Consider the following 18,606-nt stretch of genomic DNA (forward strand, 5'->3'; position numbering starts at 1 on the left):
AAACCCCATAAGCAGGGGGGAATTTATATGTTTGCTTCAGTGAGAGGGGGGTGGACACGAAGGTTGCGTTATTGGTCGACAACCTCCTTCAGCGAATTGGCCTGAAAAACCGACTAGTTACGAAAAGTGGGCCTGTGTGAAAGCCAATTGTAAAGCCCGGCTACTGACACTGGTTAACCAGTGTTCTGGTTAGAAACTGATTGACCTGGTTTTGGGTCTCTCGGTTAAAACTATAGTGGCCACCGGGTAGTGCTATGTGTTGATATGGATGAGAGAAGTTAGCCTGTTCGAGCGATTCTGTGATTTTGTTTGCCATCGCGTGAGACGGCCAAATCTCATCTTGTTTAGCTGAGACCAGGAGGATTGGCCCGTTGGTTGTTTCCACCGGGATCCTGGCTGCTTCCAGGGTCGTGGTGTCGGCTTTCTCCAGAGCGGCGTTAAATGCGGGTGTGTATGTGCCGCTTATCACGCCCTTTTGCATCTGCCAGGAGAGCAGTGGCGCATCTACGTAAGCAAGTGGTGTTTTGTTCAGCTGCCAGCCCGGTTGTGAGGTAACAGTTTTTACTGCGTTCCAGCTGACATGACTGGGCATTATTGCGACAGCATGGTTAATGTGCTCAAAGTGAGCTGCCAGTAACAGCGCCAGCTCAGCCCCTTTGGAAAACCCATACACCGCAATGCAGTTTGAGTTGATTTTTGGGTCATTTGCTAAAGCACTAATTCGCTCTGCAATGTCATCAAGTGGCAACGCGATTTGTCTGGATGGTGTGCCCGAAGTGCCATAATAGGCTAGGGCCGCAACCGACATGCCGTGGTCATGAAAGCGCTCAAGCAAGGGTGCAAAATGGGGCTTAGCCAGTGTGTTACCGCCCTCGCTGCCACCGAGTAAAATGACCAGCGGATGGGGCTTACCATCATCAATAAAATGGCGTTTAACATCGGGGTCTGAGGATGATGAGCAGGCACTAAGAAGCCCCGCCAACAGAATCGGCATTGCGTGTTTCATATATATTTCCTTTGATTGTTATTGTTTGTCAGGTCGGTTTTGCAGGGGCCGACTTTGGTTTAAATTTGCAGTTTTTTCCTCAGTAGCCTGGCGCCACTGCGACTGCTTATCACCTGCTGCCCTGAGTGTGCAAATCCGATCAGATAACCTCCAGTGACCCAACGCTCTAATGTGATGATCTTTAGACGGTTCACAATGGCGTTGCGATGGACGCGTATAAAGGTATCAGGCAGGGTTGCCATCAACTCTTCCAGGGATGAATCTATGGGGTAGGTGCTGTCGGTGGCGTAAGCGATGGCATGCCCATGCTCCAGCTTAATGACCTCAATTCGACCTGCTTCTATACGTGTCACTTTATCGCCAACTTTGCTGGTAAGCATCAGTTGCCCTGGGTCGGGTGTGTGGTGCGCTGCTACACGAGACAATGCCAGTGCAAGCCGTTCATTGGTATAAGGCTTAAGTAAGTAGTCTGTTGCGCCAAGAGTAAAGGCATCTACGGCAAATTCACTGTAGGCGGTGGTAAAGACAATCTGACCTTTGAATCCGGCATCCCGGAGTTGTTTACTGAGTTCTACGCCATTGAGCCCCGGCAGGTTAATATCAAGAAAGAGCAGATCAACCTGGTGTTGTCTGAACGCAGATAAAAAGGCTGCGGGTTCCTCGCTATGGTAAACCAGTTTGTAATGACCCAGTTGCCCAAGTTGCGCTTTGAGCTTTTGTAAGGCTGGCAATTCATCTTCAATAATCGCGATATTCATCTGTACTCCCTTAGTGCAAACTGGGCCTTGGCTCCCCCGTTGGGCAAATTTGAGAGTTCGAGTTGCGCGTTAGCCTCCAGTTTGAGCCTGGAGCGGGTAATTGCCAAGCCGAGGCCACTTTGGGCATCACCATGTAAAATAGCTTCAGCAAAGCCAACCCCGTTATCAGAGACAGAAATAACCGGCCGTCCCTGTTCACTCTGAGCACGTATCTCTATATACAGAGGCCGTTGCTTAGCGTGTTTGATGGCATTCTCAATCAGTGGCTGGATAACCATAGCTGGCAGAATTACGCAAAGCAAAGCTTCGTCTATGTCGAACTCAATCTGTAAATTATCGCCAAACCTGCACTGTTCGATTTCGCACCATTTGTGTAACACTAAGAGTTCATCCGACAGGCTAACAGCTGGGGGGACTGTATTATCAGATACAGCATGCCTGAGTGAATAGCGTAGTATTGCAGACAGGTTGTGAACCAGTGTCTCGGCTTGTCTCGGGCGAGATGAGGTTAGTGCGGCTATGGTATTGAGGCTATTGAACAAAAAGTGCGGGTTTAGCTGGCTGTGGAGTAACTTAAGCTCAGCCTGCTGGCGTAGTGATTGTTCATCCTTGAGGTGTTTTTGGGTCAGATAAAACTTTACCAGCAGAAATATTCCGCTACTCCAGGGTAATGCGATAATCAGTGCTTCGCTCAGTTCAAAAGACCTTGTGCCAAGCAAGTGTGCTCTGAGCCAGCTAAATGCCAGGGCACCGGCGGCCATTGCCAGGTAAAGAGTTGAAAAGTGGGCCATCCAGTGCGAGATTTTGACGCGTTGTATCAGCACATAACTGACCATCATAGGCAGCCAGTACAGACATAGTACTGCCGCCATAGATGAAAAAAGAATGGGCAGAGAAAGTGGGATTGCGCGCTGTATCCAGTCGGTAAAGCTAATGGATACACTCACCATTGCGATAATAGCCAGTGCTATAACCTGCTCATTACGTTGTAAAGAAATTCCTGACATCTCAATATATTAGGTATAAATTTTGACGATAGTTTACCTTAAATGAAGACTGATGCAGTAAAAAGCACAGCGAGCTGTCATTTTTTCAGGGCGAATGGCTAGATACCAATTAGTGTACAGTAATTTGCGTGTAATATGGGTACACCCCGTTGCGCTACATAGAAGTATTATCTGAATATCCTGCTAGTGCCTACAGCTGTCGTAGCCGTGTCTATGCTGTACAACAGGTCCACGCCCTGTGCAACTGGGGTCCTGGAGAACCTTTGTGAGAGCGTAGCCTGGTGCGCAGCATTGGTTTGTGCCTGATTTGTAGTCATCATAAAGTTGCCTGTCGCGACGGCTGGGGTGTCTCCAAGTACCTTGGTATTTGCTTGTGAGACGGAATCTGTGATCTGACTGTTTACTGCGGTAGGAAATGCCATGAGCTTACTCCTTGTTGGGATTATAAAGTGCTTTATTATTATGGTTCAGTCTTAACCTCTGCACGATTACACCTTATTGCAGCTGTGTTCATCAGCTAGTTGCGCAAACATCACTATTCCTCATGTGCGTACAATTTACATTTACTATTTCAGTCCTTATGATAGCCACCTGCAACTGATTATCATTTTTATTCTTGGGGTCTTGTGTGGTACAAAAAATACTCTTAATTGAAGACGACAGTACGTTAAGCGCCTACCTGGCTGATTTATTGCGTAAGGCGGGCTATCACATAGATCAATGTTTTGACGGTGAAAGTGGGCTTGAAGTAGCAAGAACTCAACAGCACCATTTGGTCCTACTGGATAAAATGTTACCTAAGCTCGATGGGGTGACTTTGCTGCAAAAACTACGTGAATCCAGCCAGCAGCCAGTGATCATGGTCTCTGCTAAAGGTGCAGAAGAAGAACGGATTGTGGGCCTCAGTCACGGTGCGGATGATTATGTAGCAAAGCCGTTCAACGCAACGGAGTTATTGCTGAGAATTGAGCGCCTGTTAAAGCGTAGTCACGGTAATACTGCACCTATCACTCAGTCTGAAATTACCGTGGATGGTCTCAGGCTCGCTCTGCAAACGCAGTCTATAACGCTGCATGGCAAGCCGCTGGATTTTACGCCGATCCAGTTCAAACTGCTGTGGGCACTCATATCACAGCAAAATACCATAGTCCCTAAAGCTGATCTCTATCTGTCGGTACTGAACAAAAAGCTTGGTGCATACGATCGCAGTCTGGATATGCATTTAAGCCGGGTACGCAGAAAACTCAATGATGCCAACTGGTTTGGCGAGCGGCTGCAAACGGTACATGGTCAAGGGTACTGTTTTAAATGAAACGCACATTTCTCTGGAAGTTATGCATTATTGTGGCAACGGGCTTAGTGGCATTTTTCTACCTGTTACATGCACTGACATTAAAAACAGAAGAAAGCATGAGCATGATTGCAAAAGCGGATCGTGCAGAGCTGACGCAGTGGCGCATCAAGTCCGAACAACTCTATATGGCAAATAATACCCAGGTACTGAATGCCTGGTTAGCGCAACTGATGAAGGAAGAATCGACCTGGGCATCGGTTGCCAGTTTCAGAGCGATCCATCTTGCCGGCGAACCGATAGACAAAGACATTGTCGGCACTTACCATTTTGGGCGCAGTATTGAGTGGAAGATTCATCTCTACTTTTCCGCAAATCCGGTGATGGAATTACCCTTTGAACACAGCAATGCCAGCTTGCTGATAAAGCTGCCCAGCAGGATGCGCCCCGGTACTTACTGGGCAACCACTAAGTTTTTGCTTCAGGTCCTGATCCCAATGGGGGTATTAGCTGTGCTGTCAGTATTACTTTATCAGCACATTATCACTCCGCTGCGCAAGCTGGACAGTGCCACATCGGCGTTTAGTCGGGGTAACTTTAAGGTCAGGCTGGGCAGATATTTGGGTAAACGTAACGATGAGTTTGCTCACCTGGCTGCTACCTTTGACCAGATGGCGGCCAAAATTGGTGAGTTGATCGCCAGTCAGCGACAGCTCATTGCCGATCTGTCTCATGAGTTACGCACGCCGCTTACTCGTCTCGACATTGCGGTAGAGAGTTTTGAAGTGGATGATGCTCAGACACACCTTGCACGGATCGCACGCGAGTCCGCTCAGATCCGAAAGCTCGTTGAAGATGCATTGACACTGGCTTGGTTGGAAAATGAAAAACCAGTGCTAAAAAGAGAAAACGTCGACTTGGTGGATCTGCTCGATGTGCTGGTGGAAGATGCCAGGTTCGAGTTTCCTGACAGGCGTATTGTTTTTGAACCACCCGCTAATGCCATTGTACAAAACAGCTGTCACCGTGCTTTGTGTCCTGCCGTAGAAAACGTCATTCGCAATGCGCTGCGTTACACGCCGGTGGGCAAGCATGTGCAGATCACGCTAACACTGCAAACTGAGCTCTATTGCATTCAAATTCAGGATCAGGGGCCCGGTATCCCGGAGGTGTTTCTTGAGAAGGTGTTTGAACCATTTTTTCGCGTTGACAATGCCCGTCTTGCAGAAAATGACAGTTTTGGCCTGGGTCTGGCGCTGGCAAAGCGCCACCTGGCGAGTGTGGGGGCCAGTATCTCGGCACAAAATCCCAGCACCGGTGGTCTTTTGGTTACGATAATGATTCCCATTTCCCAAATGTAACAGTTGTAAAAGTGATTGCCTGAAAAGTCTAAATGACAATAATTCCGATTTAGACTTTTAACTTGTTGTTTGACTGAGATGTAAATCATGCCATTTGCCCCACATATAAATCATTTGTTTAAGAAAAGTTTGTTAGCCTGCTCGGTTGCTTTGAGCTGTTTTGGAACCAGCGTTTATGCTGCGCAGACTAGCGATGAGACGGACGAGCAGAAAATAGAGCGGATCGCGGTCGTTGGTGCCACAACCAATTCAGAGATCACGTCTGAGGTGTTAGAAAATTATCAGGCGAATGATCTGGAAGACGTTTTTCGCCATACTCCGTCGGTTACGGTCGGCGGCTCGTTGGGGATTGCACAAAAGATTTTTGTCCGGGGCCTGGAAGATTCCATGGTGAATGTCACGGTGGATGGCGCGCCGCAAACCAGTACTTTGTTCCACCATATTGGCCGGGTTGCAATAGAGCCTGAATTGCTGCGCAGCGTTGAAGTGCAAGCGGGGGCTGGTGAGGCAACGGCAGGTTCGGGCGCCGTGGGCGGTGCTATTCGTTTTAAAACCAAAAGTGCTGATGATTTACTCAAGGCCAGTGAACGATTTGGCGGTACAGTTAAAGCGAGTTATTTCACCAATGATGGTCACAAAGAAAGTGTGTCTTTATACGGTAAAGTCACTGATTCGATAGGTGTGCTGGCCTCGTATGTCACTGTTAGCCGGGAGAACATGGAAGATGGAGATGGTCAGGAAATTCCGGGCACTGCTGCTGATCAGACCCTGGGTTTTGTGAAAGTTAACACGCAACTGACTGATAATCAGGAGTTGGTTGTTAGTTTTGAGCGCCGAAAAGAAGAAGGTAAATTTGGTAAGCAAACCAACTGGGCACCGCTGGAAACCGATCCTTTGTTCTCATCTTGGGGTGAGCGCGAAACCTTGGTACTGAACCATACCTGGTATCACAGCGCTTGGGTTAATTTAGAAACCACAGTCTATCAGACTGAGTCATCGTTTAAGCGTGAGTTGTATACCTGGGATGCATCTATTGAAACGACCGGCTTTGATATTCGCAATACCAGTGACATCGGTGCGCACACCGTGACATATGGTATCGAGCGCAAAAATGACAAAGTAGACTCTGAGTCTTATGGCGATTTTGGCGGCATCTACGATGAAGATGGCACAGTGACTGGGCTCTATGTACAGGACCACTGGCAACTGCGCGATGATTTACTGTTAAGTTTTGGCCTGCGTCACGATAGTTATGAACTCGATCACAGCGGTATTGATGCAAACTGGGTGAAAGTGGATGGTGTCTGGGTAATCGAAAAAGATACCAATGGTAATCCGGTGACAACCAGCAACGCATTTTCAACGAAAAAACAGGATGGGATCAGTACGAACTTTGGTCTTGTGTATGAGCTTGCCGAAAACCTCAAGCTGTCGGTGGGCTATGCCGAAGCGCTGCGTGGCAGGCAGGTGGCTGATGCCTTTACAGTCGGTGAGTTAACACCCAACGAAAACCTGAACCCTGAAGAGGTTGAAAATACTGAACTGGGCTTACAATACAACGATGGTACCTGGATGCTGGAAGCGTCACTGTATGTCAGTACCATAGATGATGTGGTGTTTGACAAGTTTAAAGGCCGAGAGGGCGTTTTTTATGAAAACATCGGTGAGTTAGAAAGCAAAGGGTTTGAGCTGGTTGCTGGATATCAGGCGGATAATTTTGATGTGATCCTCAGCTATAACAACAATGATGTTGAGCTGAATAACGCCGTATTTAACTTGCCAGACCCGGCAGCCCCGGATTCGACTAAACCCGTTACAATCAATGGTATCGATATGGCTGCCTATGAATATGGCGGGCTGGGGAATGCGGTTGGCGATTCGGTTAATGTTAATTTTAACTACCGCCTGAATGAACAGCTCAAACTGGGCTGGAATTATAACTATGTCGCAAGCCTAAATGATATCGAGGTTTTCCATCGTTCTATGGAGCTGGGCTGGGTTACTGAACTGGAAACCATCAGCAAGCCAAGTTATCAACTGGTTGATGCTTACATCAGCTATGCGCCGTTTGAGGCGTTAAAAGTGGACTTGTCTGTTCAGAACCTACTCGATGAATCATATCGCAGTCACGGCAGTGTCGCCGACTATGGTCATATCCCTGGCTATGAAAAAGTGGCTGGTATCAAAGAAGCCGGTCGTGACATTCGTTTGACGCTGGCCTATCAGTTCTAACCTCAAATCATCTTAGCCATAGTACTCGTTTAGGCTGTGGCTGAGATGGCGCCTATTTCTTCATATTATGGTTTTAATATCATGAGCTTATCAGCAAAGCCTGTTCAAGCTTTTGCGCTTGGCTGGCGGGTATTACTTGCCCTGGTTGGGGGATTTGCGATTGCTAACCTCGCCGCCATAGCCATTTCTCAATTACCCGGGGATAACAAAGTGGATGGCATCGTTGCCGGTATGATGTGGAGTTTTGTTGTTTATACGCTGGTTGTGATCAGTGTATTTACAGTCAGAACTGCATGGCGTGCAACAGTGCTGGTATCGACCCTAATAGCCTTGCTGTATGGCCTAATCCACTTACTTTCTGTATCGGAGGCCCTATGAAAGCAAGGTTTAGACAGTCCATGGGCTGGCTGCACACCTGGAGCGGCGTGGTGTTTGCCTGGTTATTGTATTTTATCTTTGTAACTGGCAGCGTCGGTTACTTTGAAAATGAAATTGACCGCTGGATGAAGCCCGAAATTGTCATAAGCAATGATATTTCGGACAAACAAGCCATTGATTTGGCGATGGCACAGCTTGGAGAACACGCTGATGATGCGTCTCAGTGGTATGTGAGCCTGCCTACCTCGCGGGATCCTTACATTGAAATCTCCTGGTTACAGCCCGGCGACCCTGAGAAGCAGGTTCGTCGTCAGTGGTATGAGAAGCCGCTTGAGCCAAATACGGGAGACATTACGTTTATCCGGGATACCAGTGGCGGAGAAACCCTGTACCGGCTGCACTATAACTTGCATTACGTGCCGCCGCTGGTGGGTTATATCCTGACCAGTCTGGCAGGCATGCTTATGTTAATTGGCTTGGTGACCGGGGTGATTATTCACAGGAAGATTTTTGCTGAGTTTTTTACTTTTCGAGGTGCAAAAGGCCTGCGTTCCTGGCTGGATATTCACAATGTCTTCAGTGTGTTGCCATTGCCGTTTCATTTAATGATCACCTACAGCGGCGTTATGCTGCTCATGGGAGTGACCATGTCCAAGGTCATTGATAGCCAGTATGGTGAAGGCAGGCAGATGCATCGTCAGTTTTATGATGCCTCTCAGCTGGAGGATTACATCACCCTAACCACAGAGATTTTGCCAGCCCAGTTAAATGTGGATGCAGCTCTGTCTGACGCAAAACGGCGAGTGACCGATCAGGCGATCAACTTTGTCGGTGTCATTGACAGGGGCACTGACACTGAACACATAGAGATCTGGTTTGAAACCAGTGAAGGGGTTGAGTTTGCCTCATTGCTCAAGTACCACGTCCGCGCAGAGCGGGTTGAAGTTGAGATAGCAACCGGCAAAGCCGGACGGGCTGCGGCTGTGTATGATCTGCTTGAGCATCTTCACGAAGGCCTGTTTGCCGATATTTATTTGCGCTGGGTTTATTTTCTCTGTGGGTTATGTGGTGCTGCGATGATTGCCTCCGGGATGATCATCTGGCTAAAAAAGAAGTTGATGAAAGAGGTCACACCTTCATTACTTATTAACTTAATTGTCAGACTAAACAGAGGTGTTTTACTCGGCCTGCCAATTGCGATTGGCTGCTATTTTTTAAGCAATCGACTGCTTGTGCCTGATATGGCGGACCGGGCTGCCTGGGAGATGCATGTGTTGTTTACAGCTTGGGTGCTGTGCTGTTTGTATTGTTTAATCAATCGGAGTCGGGAACAGTGGTCAACTTTGCTTTGGAGCGCAGCTCTGGTTTACTTTGCGATTCCTCTGGTCAATATGCTCACCACACACCACAGTGTCATAACCAGCCTGTTCAACGCAGACTGGCTGATGCTCGGTTTTGATCTCAGTATGTGGTTGTTTGCAGGCTGCTTTGGATTGGCAGCGACTGTCGTTTCTCGAAAACATAGAGGCTCGACTATGGCGAAAAAGGAGCCGTTAGTATGCTGATCACTTCGATACTGGTGTTATTGTTGCTCGGTTTTGCGCTGCTCTGCGTGGCAATGCACCGTAATTTTAGTCGGGTTGCTGCTCCATCTGTATACCTGTCTAAGCAGCGGTTGTGGTTATTGCGTATCAGTGGCACTGGTTTGAACCTGATCGCTTTGTTTGTCTGTGTTTTTGTCTGGGGCGTGACACGGGGACTTGTATATTGGTTTGGGAGTGCAACTATGGTCGTGTTTACGCTTGTTGTTATTTTGGCATATCGTCCCTGGCTGCTTAGATGGCTTTGTAGGTAAGTGGCGGGATGCGACAGTAACATTCTTTTTATTAGAACAAACCTATCACTTTTTACGTAATTACGTTCTTAACCAGCTATGCAATCATGTCATCGGTTTAAAGGTACACGTGCCTATATTTAACGAAAGAAGTAATCAAACATGTTTAGTTGGTTAAAACAATGGTTGTTGGGGAGCCCTTCAGCAGCACATGGAGAAATGAAGATGACAAAAGTACTGGTTTTATATTATTCAAGCTATGGCCACATCGAAACCATGGCACATGCCGTTGCTGAGGGAGCTGGATCGGTTGATGGTGTTGAGGTAACCGTTAAACGTGTTGCTGAGTTAATGCCGGAAGAGGTTGCTAAGAATGCCGGGGTTAAGTTGGATCAGGCGGCTGAGATTGCCACACCGGCAGAGCTCGAAGGTTATGATGCCATTATTTTTGGCACCCCCACGCGATTTGGCAATATGGCGTCGCAAATGAGAAACTTTTTAGACCAAACCGGTGGTTTGTGGGCAGCAGGCAAGCTGATTGGAAAAGTGGGCAGTGTATTTACTTCAACGGGGACAGGTGGCGGTAACGAAACCACCATACAGTCTTTTCATACGACCTTGTTCCATCACGGTATGGTGGTGGTTGGGTTACCTTATGCTGCGGCTGAGTTAACGGATATCTCAGAAGTCAGAGGTGGATCGCCACTTGGTGCAGCCTGTATTGCGGGTGCAGATGGCAGCCGTCAGCCATCAGACAAAGAGCTTGCGCTGGCTAAGTTTCAGGGTCAACACGTAGCCGGTATCGCTGCGAAATTGCAGTAACACGGTTTAACAAAGCGTAGTGCGGTGTCATTACGCTTTGTTCTTGCTCAAATAAGCCTCTCCCACAATCAGACGCTATCTCACATCATACTGAACCGTTTAGTTTGCAATCGATGCGTTTGGATCCCGTGCTTATCTTCCAGGTGTAACAGCTTGTAATGGAATAATTTTAGTTTCTCTCTAGACTTTAGCCCGGTTCTTACGACTGAGACCTATTTGCAGTTGAATGCGTAGCCAGTCGGTTTTTATGTATATATACGGCAATTTCTTAAGGAGGAATTATGTCTATTGAAGCGGTTCAGGCTCCCCTTTATCCACCCTGTCGGGTTGTTGGCGATTTGGTCTTTGTATCTGGCCAGAATGCAGAGGTAAATGGCTACATTCAGTCTGACAATATCGTTGATCAGACCAAGACAATTTTTGAGTTACTGGCTGTCACCCTGGCCAGCGCTGGCTGTAGTTTTCAGGATGTGATTAAAGTTAACGGTTTTTTGCATACCGAAGATGACTTTGAGCAATTCAATCAGGTGTACCGGGAATATTTCGGCCCTCAGCATGGCAGCTATCCTGCGCGCTCCATGGCGTTGGGTGTTCTGACCCAAAAGCATCAACAAAACAAAGCGCTCATTGAAATCGAGTTGGTAGCACAGAAGCGCGCTTAACGCAGTGCTCTGACTATATTCATTGCTAAGGAACTAACATGTCAAACAGCAAATACAAAATTTATCCGCCACTGGGGATCGCACGCGTCGGTAACGGACCTGCGTTAAAATCGTTGGCAATCCAGACTCCCGAAGTGCCATGGGCGCATTTGTACGATACTGAGGTTCAGTATCTGGTCACCGAACAAGAGTTATCTTCATTGGTTGACGATGTACTAGATCAAGCTGTCAGAAAAGAACTTGAAGAGATTTATCAGTCCCTGAATAACAGTGGTAAACCAGTGCTGGAATCAGCAACAACAGCGCGTATAGTAGCTTTACTGAGTTTGTCCCATATTGTTACTGCACCACAAATTATTCGAGAACTAGACGATCTGGCACTGGAAGCTGCAAGCGATGCCGATGGGTTTGTTGCGTTAATCAGAAAAGTAGCACTCAAAGTATTGAGTAACCAATACTTACATGCGGTGAAGAAGCAAGCTCAGAATTTTTATATTTATCAATGTGATGAAGATGGTAACCCAACTGAAAGGCTCCAGCTTGAGGCGGGAGACAAGGTAACATGGCATGTTGAGGTCGCGAACAAAAAGTCGTTCTGGTACGACTATAATAATGCGCTCGATTTGTCTTTAATGACAGAAGGCAATGGTAACTTGAGCCAAAACGTCAGCAAACACCGCCTTGCACCCGCACAGACTGCGAAAAGACGTAACCCTAATGTGATCACAAACAGCCTGCGTAGACAACTCGTCATTGCCAGTCAGGGCTGCGTTTCGAGCGAAGCAAATTCACAAGTGCCACTGCGCGGCAAGTTTCCCGCCAATGAGCCCGACTCGCAAAACCGCCTGAGTGATTTACTGAATATGTCACAACGGCACAAAGTACTTCAGGGGACGATAGAGTGTAACAGTGAGGGTGTATTGACCTTTTTTGCGGGTGATGGCATTTCACAGGCGTTGTCTCCGTCTTCATTGAATACGGACTTTGCAGATAACTCTAACTGGTTTGATGATATCTGTGATGGTCGTGTTACTGCCGTTGTAGAGCTAAAAAATGGCGACACATTCACTATCGACAGCGAGTCGGACAGTGCCTGGGTTGCGACCACGCCTCCGGATTATGCACCTCAAATCGAGCCTTTGGTGACTATGTATGACATGGTGTCAGGGGCATCTCTGAAAGAAAAAGAATTGGCTCAGTTAAACACGCAATTCAGCGACGTTTTCCCGATTTTGTACCGGCTATACAGAATGCAATGGGTGAATCAGGCGGACTTTACTGACAATGCAGTGAACACCCAAATTCGTGAGCTCAACAGTGAAGGGGCTTTTGGCCGCTTACTGGATAGTTCTGCGACTGAAAAAACACTCAGAGAGAACATTTTCAAACAGTTCAGAAATCCGTTATTTGATCAGGACGTTGACGTCGAAGACGCGGGCCAGTCGAGCAGTGAGTGGGTTAGCACCAGCCGTATTATTCCGAGTAAAGATGCCACCAATATTGCAAATGAGCCAGCAACGTCCCGATTGCAAATCCCATTTTATCCCAATGATGGAGTTGATTATCCTGGCAGTCCGGTACAGTGGTTTGCAATTCCTCCGTTTATGTATCAGCACCTACAAAACTGGGCAAACGGTGACTTCAGCGTGACCGATGCAGAGAAAGCCTGTGCAGCAACCATAGATGAACTAGGTCGCTTCTACAGTGAAGTGTTCCAGCGCTCTGAAAACAGTGCTTTACTATGTGCTCGTGGTGCCCTCGACGCCTTGTATGGCGGTGGGTTCCACCCTGGTGTAGAGCTGACCTGGCCTATGCGTCACGACCTGATTTACAGTGACAACCAATACCAGGGCGGAGTCACACCAGAGATTAACCTGCTGGGCTTGAGAGAGTTCAGACTGAGACAAGATCCAGCCGGTTTGGCGTCTGCCAATATGTATCAGGATTTTGGTCATGTCATCAGTGTGGAGAATGTGGCAGAGTCAATCATTCCGGGCTCTAAAGCTGCCTGGTTGTGGCAAAATACGCCTGGCGATCTGACTAAATGGATGGGGATCCCCTGGCAATCGGATGCCGCGAGTTGTCAGGCTGTCTACACGCCAGAAGACTTCCCAATTCCTTCATGGTGGGCGGCTAATTTGCCTGTTCATATCTTGCCATTGGCCAGATATAACAAGTTTAAAGACAGTCAGTCAGTGGATGCGCCTGTTATCAACGGTATGCAACACTCTGTGGCACAGGGGATGTCTCAAGAGACCTTTGAACACTTGCGCCTGGAGCAGTTTTCGCAACGGCTTGATTGGCTGCATACCGCCGACCTCGGGTTTGTGGGCTACCATGCGGAAGGTGGTTATACCAATGGATTGATCCAGATGGTTAGTCAGTGGAAAAATATGGCGATGGTTATGGCCCGGCCAGTGGATAACCCTGGAACGTCCGGTATACCAAACGTCGTGTATGTTGCATACAGCGAAGCCGACAAGGACTAGTACCAGATTTGAGAAGCACTCAGGTGCTTCTCATCAATGAGGAAGTATTATGTGTGAGAGCAATAAGTATGATTGCGTTATTATTGGTGGCGGGATCTCGGGCACAGTCGTTGCCTGGCAATTGTTCAAGCAGGGCCTGAAAGTGGTGATAGTTGACCCCCAGAATACACCTGTTATGCATCTAGCTGAGAGCTTGCCTGCCAGTGTTGAACCCATGATGCACCGCCTGGGGTTGTTTGAATTACTCCAACAGGAGCCACACTCTTTGCATTCTGGGCAGCTTTCGTCATGGGGAGAATCCGTGCTGCGTAAAGCACCTCTGAGTGACCGCCATCATGGCTGGAAAGTTGATAAATCAGCGCTGACGACACAAGTTCAGGCACAGTTGCCGGAACACTGTCTGTTTAGCGGAAAAGTCGTCGAGGTTTCTGAGCACAAAGAGGTATGGTTTTGTCAGGTAAAATCGGCGCAGGATGGGTCTGAACATAGTTTGGAGAGCCGGTTTATTGTCGATGCCAGTGGTCGGCAAGGGTACTTGCCCCGAGTATTGAACCTGCCAAGACACACATTCGATAAACTGACCGCCTTTGTCGCCAACGTACCGAGCACCGTTAATCCGCAGGGTATATCTCCATCTGTGGTGGTTGAAGCCTTCGAACATGGCTGGACGCTGATATCTCGCCTGAATGCAGAGCAAAATATGCTGGCAATTTTCTGCAATCAGCACACGCCCGGCTTCAGTCAGCTTAAACATAGTCGCAACTGGCACGATATAGCAGCCAACACGCCAGCCTTTCACAACGCTTTACCTGAGCAGCCTTTTACAGTGAAAGCCATTAATGCCAGCAGTCATATTCTGGGGCGTTTGAGTGGCCAAAACTGGCTGCTAGCCGGAGATGCAGCTATGGCTTTTGACCCATTGTCCTCTCATGGTATGACGACGGCGATTTATATGGCAGAAAAAGCGTCGCTGGCCATATCAGCAGCACTGAAAGGTGAAGCTACAGCTTTACCCCAGTACAGTAAGTCTATGACTGAAATCTATAACAGTTATCTCAATGAGTTGTTTGGGTATTATCGCCGTGAACAGCGCTTTCCCGACTCCGAATTCTGGAGGAGTAAGCAAGGTATACAACAGGCTGAGGTCCGTAATGTGATCGGCTAGTATCGCAGAAAAGACGTCAGCTAACTCTATCTGCATTTATTGATACAATGTGCATTATTGGCCTGCCACGATGTTTCTTAGTTATGGAAGAGGACCGTGGCAGTTACTTACTTAATTATTGTTGATTGCTTGGCAAGTATTGCTCCCAGGATGACACCATAAACGGATATTCTCCGGTGACATCAACCCTGCTGCGCCAGAATTGCATCGCACCTGTGTTAATACCCTGATAGGTAAAAATCACGTCCGCGACTAATCTGTCGCCACTTTGGCTGGTTTCGACATTCACATTGACCAACTGGTAGCCATTGGGGTTTGGGCCGTCACGGCGGCTTTGATAGCATAAATGGTAAGATTGCTGATAAATAGTCGGGTTGTTGTATAGCGTATAATTGAGTGCGCGCGTTGCATCAGTATCGCCGGCGGATATATCGAGAGACGAGATCTCTTTTACCAGATTTTGAAATTGTTCTTTGCCATGGTTATCTCCATGCGACAGCTCACCAAATGGGAGCACACTGACTGGCACTATGGCCTGTACCTGTATGGTGTTGAGGGGTTGCACTTGCCCAATAACCACTACTTGTGCCGCTTCATCGTTTTGTGTCCGTCCAAGTGCTGCAATGCACTGTGTAAGCAGTTCATCGGTTGGGATGAGCAGGGTATACATTTGTTCATTGTACCGATTGTCTAACAGCCACTGCATGCCAGAGGCAATATAACGGTTTTTGACCAGACTCAACCCTTTAAACAGTGTTTGGTATAGCTGGTTATTTCGGTTTAATCGTTGTAATGCGATGTCATCATTGATGTTCTCGAGCATAGGTAACTGGGTTTCGTTACTGCCCATCAGGCTATTCTGATAGAGTTCTTTTTCCAGGTTTAGATTGGGGAACTTTGCGTTTATAAATCCAACGGCATAGGCAATGTAGTGGCATAGTGATTTTGGCCACCTAAATAGAGGTGTTATGATTTATCTCATAGCAGTAATAGGTGACACAAATGACGAAGAAATCTCGCCCAAATTATCCGGCTGAATTCAGAAGAGAGACAGCCCAGCTTGTTTTAGACAATGGCTATTCGCATTAAGAAGCAGCTCAGGCAATGGGGGTTGGTTATTCAACTGTTGGTAAGTGGGTCAGACAGCTCAGAGTTGAGCGTAAAGGTGAAAGCCCTAAGGCTGCACCTATGACGCCAGAGCAAATCAAAATTCGTGAACTTGAAAAGCGCATTAAAGATATTGAATTAGAAAAGGAAATTCTAAAAAAGGCTACAGCTCTATTGATGTCGGACTCCCTGAACAATTCTCGATAATCGAGAACCTCAATAAGAGCAAGAAATATCCGGTTAGTAAATTGTGCGAGGTATTCGGGGTTCACCGCAGCAGCTTTAAATACTGGCGCAGTAAGCCTAAAACAATCGATGCTGAGCGCATTCAGTTACAGGCTGAAGTTGCTGAAGCCTTTAACATAAGCCAGGGCTCGGCAGGTGCCCGAACAATTTCAGGGATATTAACGACTAAGGGCTTTAATGTTGGCCGTTACCTGGCACAAAAGCTCATGGAAGAACAGGGCTTGGTGAGTTGTCAGATTCCATCACACAAGTATCAAAAGCAGAGTAAAGAACATGTTGAGATCGCGAATCTGCTTGACCGCCAGTTTGCCGTTGTCGAGCCAAACCAGGTTTGGTGCGGTGATGTGACCTACATCTGGACAGGTAGCCGGTGGGCCTACCTGGCAGTGGTGATTAATCTATTTGCGCGCAAACCAGTGGGCTTTGCTATGTCGTTATCACCGGATAGTGAGTTAACCAGCAAAGCCTTGAAAATGGAGGGGTTAACGCGAGGTAAGCCTAAAGGTGTAATGTTCCATAGCGACCAGGGCAGCCATTATACCAGCCGCAAGTTCAGGCAAGCGGTTTGGAGATGCCAGATGAAACAAAGCATGAGCCGTGCTGGCAACTGCCTGGATAACAGCCCCATGGAGCGATTTTTTAGAAGCTTGAAATCGGAATGGGTACCAAAGACAGGATATAAGAGTTTCGCTGAAGCCAAGAAAAAGATCACGGATTACATTCTTGGATATTACAGCTAGGTCAGGCCGCATCAGTACAATGGCGGTTTGACACCAAACGAATCAGAGCACAGGTTCTGGTTAGACTATAAAACTGTGGCCAATTTTAGTTGGCCACTACAGGTAGGAATTGGCAGTAACGATTAATCTGATTGGTATATCTGAGTGACAAGTTGGTAGATTTGTTGATGTCTGTCAGTGCTGACAATAGATATCATCAGCGCCAGGTTCGTTGGGCGGTTAGTGTTTAGTCCTCTGGTCACGGTAAACACCGGGGCTGACACCCACGACCGATTTAAACTTTCTGACAAAAAAGCTTAGATCAGAAAAACCAACATCATCACACACTTCAGTTACCTGACTGTATGGATCTTCCCGTAACAGGGCCATTGCCGTTTTGATTCTGATCCTCAATAAAGTTTGTTTGAATGACTGACCTACGTAGCGTTTGAATAAAAATGACAGGTGAGAAGGGCTGACACACGCATAGCTGGCGACCTCGCTCAGGCTAAGTGGCTTTTTGAAATTTTCATCTATATATTCCAGCGCTCGGGCGAGCGCCGGATGAGGTTTACTGGCCGCTTGCAATTGAATAACCGGGGCGGGATACAGATCTGAGTCTGTATGCTGAGATTCAAATTCATGTGGGTCTTCGCAGGCCGTCAGAGACTGAATTAATGCGCTGAATTCATCATTTACTTGCTTTGCGGAAACGGGTTCTAGTGTCTCTGAATATTGATTTTGTGCATCATTCATAGCGGGAAAGATCTTAACCAATGTTGGTTTGGTGATTTCCTGCTGATGACTCAAAAAAGACAGCTTATCCAGGCAACGCTTAAGCTGTTTTGCATTATGTGGCCAGCAGTAGTTTGTCAGCAGTACCATGGCTTGTTCATCTAATTGAAGCTTTGCGATGTGCTGACAGGTTGATTTGTAGTGATTGAACAGCGCCGGTATGTCTTCCCGTCGCTGTGCCAGCGTGGGGATACTCAGTTCAAGACAGTGATAATGTAGCCAGTTCAAAAAAGAACTTTGCTGTGTCTGTGTTAATGCTTGTTGATGCTTTTGTATTGAGGTTGACGTTATCAGCCTCGGTGCCTGGGAATTGGTGTTGAGGTTAAGCCAGTAGTCTTTGATAGCTTCAGCCTGGTTATTAGCTAACGCATCTATGTTTTTCAGGTATAGCGTGCCTTTCAGTGATTGTGAAATAAGCGTATCCAGTTGCGTGACTGCACACCTGCCATCCCAATGGTTCACACATGAAACGATCAGTGGCTGTGATTCGGTCTTGCCGATTTGATGCAGATGACTAACTGCTAAGTGTTTACCGCTGCCTGGCTGGCCAATGATATGGACAGGCAGATTGCATTGAGCGAGCAGGTTGATTTGCTGTTTTAAACTAAAAAGAGCGTCACTACTGCCAATCCAGGGCTGTGTCTCGGGTGTTACCTTTATAAGTGTTGACATGGTATTTCCTTGTTTTCAGAGTGTATGAAAAACAGGCGCTTCCAGCGGGGGCTGGAAGCGCA

General features: G+C 47.4%; 16 protein-coding genes and 1 pseudogene. 11 read left to right on the plus strand and 6 right to left on the minus strand.

The window, feature by feature from the left end; all coding sequences use genetic code 11:
• Positions 1-160: 160 nt before the first annotated feature.
• From AT705_RS20905 to AT705_RS20920, 4 genes are all read right to left on the minus strand, one after another.
• Positions 161-1,006: an acyl-CoA thioester hydrolase/BAAT C-terminal domain-containing protein gene (locus AT705_RS20905; protein ID WP_058798301.1), complete on the minus strand. Its 846-nt coding sequence runs from the start codon at positions 1,004-1,006 to the stop codon at positions 161-163.
• A gap of 59 nt (positions 1,007-1,065) precedes the next feature.
• Positions 1,066-1,764 (minus strand): LytR/AlgR family response regulator transcription factor, encoded by a 699-nt coding sequence (locus AT705_RS20910; RefSeq protein WP_058798302.1) that lies wholly within the window; start codon positions 1,762-1,764, stop codon positions 1,066-1,068.
• Positions 1,761-2,771: a sensor histidine kinase gene (locus tag AT705_RS20915; RefSeq protein WP_058798303.1), complete on the minus strand. Its 1,011-nt coding sequence runs from the start codon at positions 2,769-2,771 to the stop codon at positions 1,761-1,763. The genes AT705_RS20910 and AT705_RS20915 overlap by 4 nt, the downstream gene beginning before the upstream one ends.
• A 167-nt stretch (positions 2,772-2,938) precedes the next feature.
• Positions 2,939-3,193 (minus strand): RebB family R body protein, encoded by a 255-nt coding sequence (locus AT705_RS20920; RefSeq protein ID WP_058798304.1) that lies wholly within the window; start codon positions 3,191-3,193, stop codon positions 2,939-2,941.
• A 206-nt stretch (positions 3,194-3,399) separates the two neighbouring features.
• On the opposite strand from AT705_RS20920, the gene AT705_RS20925 reads away from it, so the two are divergent.
• The 10 genes from AT705_RS20925 to AT705_RS20970 all read left to right on the plus strand — a co-directional run bounded on the left by AT705_RS20925 (position 3,400) and on the right by AT705_RS20970 (position 15,005).
• Positions 3,400-4,083: a response regulator transcription factor gene (locus AT705_RS20925; RefSeq protein ID WP_058798305.1), complete on the plus strand. Its 684-nt coding sequence runs from the start codon at positions 3,400-3,402 to the stop codon at positions 4,081-4,083.
• Positions 4,080-5,423, plus strand: a complete 1,344-nt coding sequence (locus AT705_RS20930; protein WP_058798306.1) for a HAMP domain-containing sensor histidine kinase — start codon at positions 4,080-4,082, stop codon at positions 5,421-5,423. Before AT705_RS20925 ends, AT705_RS20930 begins: the two co-directional genes overlap by 4 nt.
• Positions 5,424-5,510: 87 nt before the next feature.
• Positions 5,511-7,655 (plus strand): TonB-dependent receptor, encoded by a 2,145-nt coding sequence (locus AT705_RS20935; RefSeq protein WP_058798307.1) that lies wholly within the window; start codon positions 5,511-5,513, stop codon positions 7,653-7,655.
• 81 nt (positions 7,656-7,736) lie between these two features.
• Complete coding sequence (locus tag AT705_RS20940) at positions 7,737-8,033, plus strand: hypothetical protein (RefSeq protein WP_157576941.1); 297 nt, start codon at positions 7,737-7,739, stop codon at positions 8,031-8,033.
• Positions 8,030-9,598 (plus strand): PepSY-associated TM helix domain-containing protein, encoded by a 1,569-nt coding sequence (locus AT705_RS20945; protein WP_237113871.1) that lies wholly within the window; start codon positions 8,030-8,032, stop codon positions 9,596-9,598. Before AT705_RS20940 ends, AT705_RS20945 begins: the two co-directional genes overlap by 4 nt.
• Positions 9,592-9,888, plus strand: a complete 297-nt coding sequence (locus AT705_RS20950) for a DUF3325 domain-containing protein (protein ID WP_058798309.1) — start codon at positions 9,592-9,594, stop codon at positions 9,886-9,888. The genes AT705_RS20945 and AT705_RS20950 overlap by 7 nt, the downstream gene beginning before the upstream one ends.
• A gap of 204 nt (positions 9,889-10,092) precedes the next feature.
• Positions 10,093-10,689 carry an NAD(P)H:quinone oxidoreductase gene (gene wrbA / locus AT705_RS20955; protein WP_058798310.1) on the plus strand — a complete coding sequence of 199 codons (597 nt, stop codon included), beginning with the start codon at positions 10,093-10,095 and terminating at the stop codon, positions 10,687-10,689.
• Positions 10,690-10,970: 281 nt separating this feature from the next.
• Positions 10,971-11,351, plus strand: coding sequence for a RidA family protein (locus tag AT705_RS20960; RefSeq protein ID WP_058798311.1), 381 nt, complete (start codon positions 10,971-10,973; stop codon positions 11,349-11,351).
• Between the two features lie 38 nt (positions 11,352-11,389).
• Positions 11,390-13,840 carry a LodA/GoxA family CTQ-dependent oxidase gene (locus tag AT705_RS20965; protein ID WP_058798312.1) on the plus strand — a complete coding sequence of 817 codons (2,451 nt, stop codon included), beginning with the start codon at positions 11,390-11,392 and terminating at the stop codon, positions 13,838-13,840.
• 49 nt (positions 13,841-13,889) lie between these two features.
• Positions 13,890-15,005: an FAD-dependent monooxygenase gene (locus AT705_RS20970; protein WP_058798313.1), complete on the plus strand. Its 1,116-nt coding sequence runs from the start codon at positions 13,890-13,892 to the stop codon at positions 15,003-15,005.
• 115 nt (positions 15,006-15,120) lie between these two features.
• On the opposite strand, the gene AT705_RS20975 is transcribed toward AT705_RS20970, so the two are convergent.
• A complete protein-coding gene (locus tag AT705_RS20975) occupies positions 15,121-15,978 on the minus strand; it encodes a hypothetical protein (protein WP_058798314.1) in 858 nt (285 codons plus the stop codon).
• Positions 15,979-16,007: 29 nt separating this feature from the next.
• Between AT705_RS20975 and AT705_RS20985 the strand changes: the two are divergent.
• Positions 16,008-17,224, plus strand: a pseudogene (locus AT705_RS20985) (IS3 family transposase).
• Positions 17,225-17,317: 93 nt separating this feature from the next.
• Here AT705_RS20985 and AT705_RS20990 read toward each other — a convergent pair.
• Entirely contained in the window at positions 17,318-18,544 is a 1,227-nt protein-coding gene (locus AT705_RS20990; protein WP_058798315.1) for an AraC family transcriptional regulator, read from the minus strand.
• Positions 18,545-18,606 lie beyond the last annotated feature (62 nt).

The sequence above is a fragment of the Pseudoalteromonas rubra genome (assembly GCF_001482385.1).
In the GTDB taxonomy this organism is placed as follows: domain Bacteria; phylum Pseudomonadota; class Gammaproteobacteria; order Enterobacterales; family Alteromonadaceae; genus Pseudoalteromonas; species Pseudoalteromonas ardens.